Here is a 3,439-nt window from a genome sequence, read left to right on the forward strand (position 1 = left end):
GGTCGAGAAGACGCCGCCCGTCGTTCGCTTGATCGCGATGCGCAGGTCGCCATCGTGCACGCCCGAACAGATCGAGTAGGAGCGCCGCACGTCTTCGCCATTGATCTCGGTGCGCAGCGTAAGGTGCTGACCCTGCGCGAAGGCGAACTTCTCTTTCAAATCGTCGGCAACATCCAGGGTGACGACAATGGTGTCGCGCGTTTCGTTCCTGACCTTGGCAACCGACAGTGGATAGAACTTGCTCATCGGGGTGTCTCCGGGACTGTGTTGTTTATGTGCGCTTGCGTTGTGTGTCGCGGTCGAATCGGACTCAGAGGCGGCTCAGTGGCACTTGAAGTGGTCGAAAGGCTCGAGACAGTCCAGGCAGCGATACAGTGCCTTGCAGGGTGTCGATCCGAAGGCGCTCGTCATTTGCACGTGGATTGAGCCGCACCTCGGACACGCAGTCGTTCCCTGCACCACCGGCCCGCGCCTGATGTCTGCGACGGAGATCACCTGGATGCCTGGTGGCGCAATGCCGTAGGCCTTCAGCTTGGCCTTCGCCTCGTCGCCCAGCCATGCCGTTGTCCACGGCGGCGAAAGACGCGATTCGAGCCTCACGCGCGGCACCCCGTGCATCCGCAAATGCTCCAAGATGGAGTTGGAAATCACCTCGGTCGCCGGGCAACCCGAATAGGTCGGGGTGATCGCCACCAGGCATTCCGGCCCCTTGTCGCCATCGACCCAGCGCACTTCCCGCACGATGCCCAGGTCGACGATGGAGATCACGGGGATTTCCGGATCTTCGATCTGGGCCAGCCACTCCCAGACCTTGCCGACGTCGGGAAGCGCCGTCAGCGCGCTGGAGTCATCGGTCGGAATCACCATTGCGCTCCCGGATAAGAGCGCTGCAGAAACTGCATCTCGGCCAGCGCATAGCCAAGATGCTCGGAATGGCGGCCCTGCTTGCCGCCTTCCTGCATCCAAGCGCCGGCGTCCGGCATACTCAGCGTGCCCTCGGAAAGCACGTCCTGGACATGTTCAAGCCAGGGCGCGCGCAATGAAGCCAGCTCAGGGGTGATGCCCAGTGCCTGCAAGACGTCATCGACCCCGTCGGACTTGAACATCTCGCCCGTGTATGGCCAGAGCTTGTCAACTGCTGCCTGCGTCATGCGATGGCTCGTCTCGGTGCCGTCGCCCAATCGCACGATCAGGTCGCTGCTGCGACGGACGTGGTAGGTCACCTCCTTGAGGGCCTTCTCGGCGATTCCTGCGATGCGGTCGTCCGAGGAGGTGGTCAATCCCTGCAGCAGGAACAGATGCCAGGCGTCGAAGAAGAACTGGCGCACGAGGGTATCGGCGTAGTGGCCGTTCGGTTGTTCGACCAGCAGCAGGTTTCGAAAGTCGTGCGCATGCCGAAGGAATGCGAGCTTGTCCTCGTCGCGGCCACGGCCCTCCACCTCGCCCGCATAGCTGAGCCACATGCGGGCTTGGCCGATGAGGTCCAGCGCCACGTTGGCCAGCGCCATGTCCTCTTCCAGCGCAGGACCCTTGCCGCACCATTGGGTGAGCCGGTGGCTCAGCATGAGCGCGTTGTCGCCCAAGCGCAGCAGATAGTCGAACTTGTCGTCTAGCATTCGAGATCTCCCCTCAAAGGTGCTTGACTTCTTCCGGCATGGGGAAGAAGGTCGGATGCCGATACACCTTGTTGTTGGACGGCTCGAAGAGCGCGACCTTGTCGCCGGGGCTGCTCGACACGATGTCGACCGCGCGCACCACCCAGATGCCGATACCCTCGTTGCGACGCGTGTAGACGTCGCGTGCGTGATTGATTGCCATCTCCGCATCCGGCGCGTGCAGGCTGCCCACATGCTTGTGTGCGAGTCCGTGCTGGCTGCGAACGAAAACCTCCCATAGGGGCCATTGCTTGCTCATCGTGTGTCTCCTGTATGGATTGCTGGTTCAGGCGGCCTTGAGTCCGGCCTTGCGCCGCGCCTCGTCCTTTTCGGCATGGGCCACCAAGGCGTCTCGGAACCAGGAGCCGTTTTCATAGGCATCGACCCGGGTCTGCAAGCGCTCGCGGTTGCAAGGCCCGTTGCCCTTCAGCACGTTCATGAATTCCGACCAATCGATCTCGCCGATCTCGTAGTGGCCGGTCTCTTCGTTGAAGCGCAGGTCCGGATCGGGAACCGTCAGGCCGAGGTACTCGATCTGGGGCACGGTCTGGTCCACCATGCGCTGGCGCAACTCGTCGTTCGAATGCAGCTTGATGCGCCACTGGGCCGACTGCGCGCTGTTGACCGATTCGGCATCGGGCGGGCCGAACATCATCAGGGCCGGCCACCACCAGCGGTTCAGCGCATCCTGCGCCATGGCCTTCTGTTCGGCCGTTCCGTTGCACAGCGCCATCATGATGTCGTAGCCCTGGCGCGCGTGGAAGGACTCTTCCTTGCAGACGCGGACCATGGCCCGGGCGTAGGGCCCGTAGGAGCAGCGGCACAGCGGGATCTGGTTGATGATCGCGGAGCCATCGACGAGCCAGCCGATCGCACCCATGTCGGCCCACGTGATCGTCGGGTAGTTGAAGATGCTCGAGTACTTCGCCTTGCCGCTGTGCAGGTTGTCGAGCAACTCGTCGCGGCTCACGCCCAGGGTTTCCGCGGCGCTGTAGAGGTAGAGGCCGTGGCCGGCCTCGTCCTGGACCTTGGCCAGCAGGACCGCCTTTCGCTTCAGCGTCGGCGCCCGCGTGATCCAGTTGCCCTCGGGAAGCTGGCCGACGATCTCGGAATGCGCGTGTTGCGAGATCTGCCGCACCAGCGTCTTGCGATAGGCATCGGGCATCCAGTCCTTGGGCTCGATCTTGATCCCGTCGTCGATGCGCTTCTGGAAAGCTTTCTCTTCGCCGCTCAACTCGCTCATGCTGCGCAGGCGCTGCGTGCCGGTCTCGACCATCTGTGCGTACATCACTTGTCTCCTAGATTCATCAGCGTGGATTCGTGCGTCGAAGGGGGTGCGTTCGAAGCCTTTGTGTCGGCTTCGCGTCGCAGGCCTTCGACGGCTTTGCTGGTCCGGGATCTTCGGTGGATCGGTGCGTTTAGGCATCTCCTGAGTTACGACGCGGCTGTAGGAACTATCTGAATCAGGCCCCGGGTTTGCACCAATGGCACTGTGCGAGTTGTCCCGCTGCGGGGCGGGGCGCACGGGATCGCGCGGCTCAGCAGAACGTGGGTCAATTTTCGGCCGGCGCCAACAACCGGAGCCTCTGCGCCAGCGCCAGCAGGTGGAGGCGGCGAGATTTGAGGAGGGTCGATCTCGAGACTCCGGGCTCGCTTGACCATCGACCCAGGGGCTAACCTCCACCCGTGCGCTGCGATCTTGCGCACCGGCTGAGGGACTGGTGGCGCGCACTGAAACCAAAGACAAAAACTGGAGGGGTTCGATGCGTCGTTCAATTCTGGAC

At 62.8% G+C, this 3,439-nt stretch carries 5 protein-coding genes; all 5 read right to left on the reverse strand.

What is annotated here, in order from left to right:
- Positions 1-246, reverse strand: a 246-nt coding sequence (locus AC1DY5_RS47725) for an FAD-binding oxidoreductase (protein ID WP_478121361.1), incomplete at its 3' end; no start/stop codon positions are given.
- A 75-nt stretch (positions 247-321) separates the two neighbouring features.
- Positions 322-867: a 1,2-phenylacetyl-CoA epoxidase subunit PaaD gene (gene paaD / locus AC1DY5_RS47730; RefSeq protein ID WP_478121362.1), complete on the reverse strand. Its 546-nt coding sequence runs from the start codon at positions 865-867 to the stop codon at positions 322-324.
- Positions 861-1,616 carry a 1,2-phenylacetyl-CoA epoxidase subunit PaaC gene (gene paaC / locus AC1DY5_RS47735; RefSeq protein WP_478121363.1) on the reverse strand — a complete coding sequence of 252 codons (756 nt, stop codon included), beginning with the start codon at positions 1,614-1,616 and terminating at the stop codon, positions 861-863. Before paaC ends, paaD begins: the two co-directional genes overlap by 7 nt.
- A 13-nt stretch (positions 1,617-1,629) precedes the next feature.
- On the reverse strand, positions 1,630-1,914 hold the full coding sequence (gene paaB / locus AC1DY5_RS47740) for a 1,2-phenylacetyl-CoA epoxidase subunit PaaB (RefSeq protein WP_478121364.1): 285 nt from the start codon (positions 1,912-1,914) through the stop codon (positions 1,630-1,632).
- Positions 1,915-1,941: 27 nt separating this feature from the next.
- Positions 1,942-2,943 (reverse strand): 1,2-phenylacetyl-CoA epoxidase subunit PaaA, encoded by a 1,002-nt coding sequence (gene paaA / locus AC1DY5_RS47745; protein ID WP_478121365.1) that lies wholly within the window; start codon positions 2,941-2,943, stop codon positions 1,942-1,944.
- Between the last annotated feature and the right edge of the window lie 496 nt (positions 2,944-3,439).

The sequence above is a fragment of the Variovorax sp. P4_D9 genome, assembly GCF_056401695.1.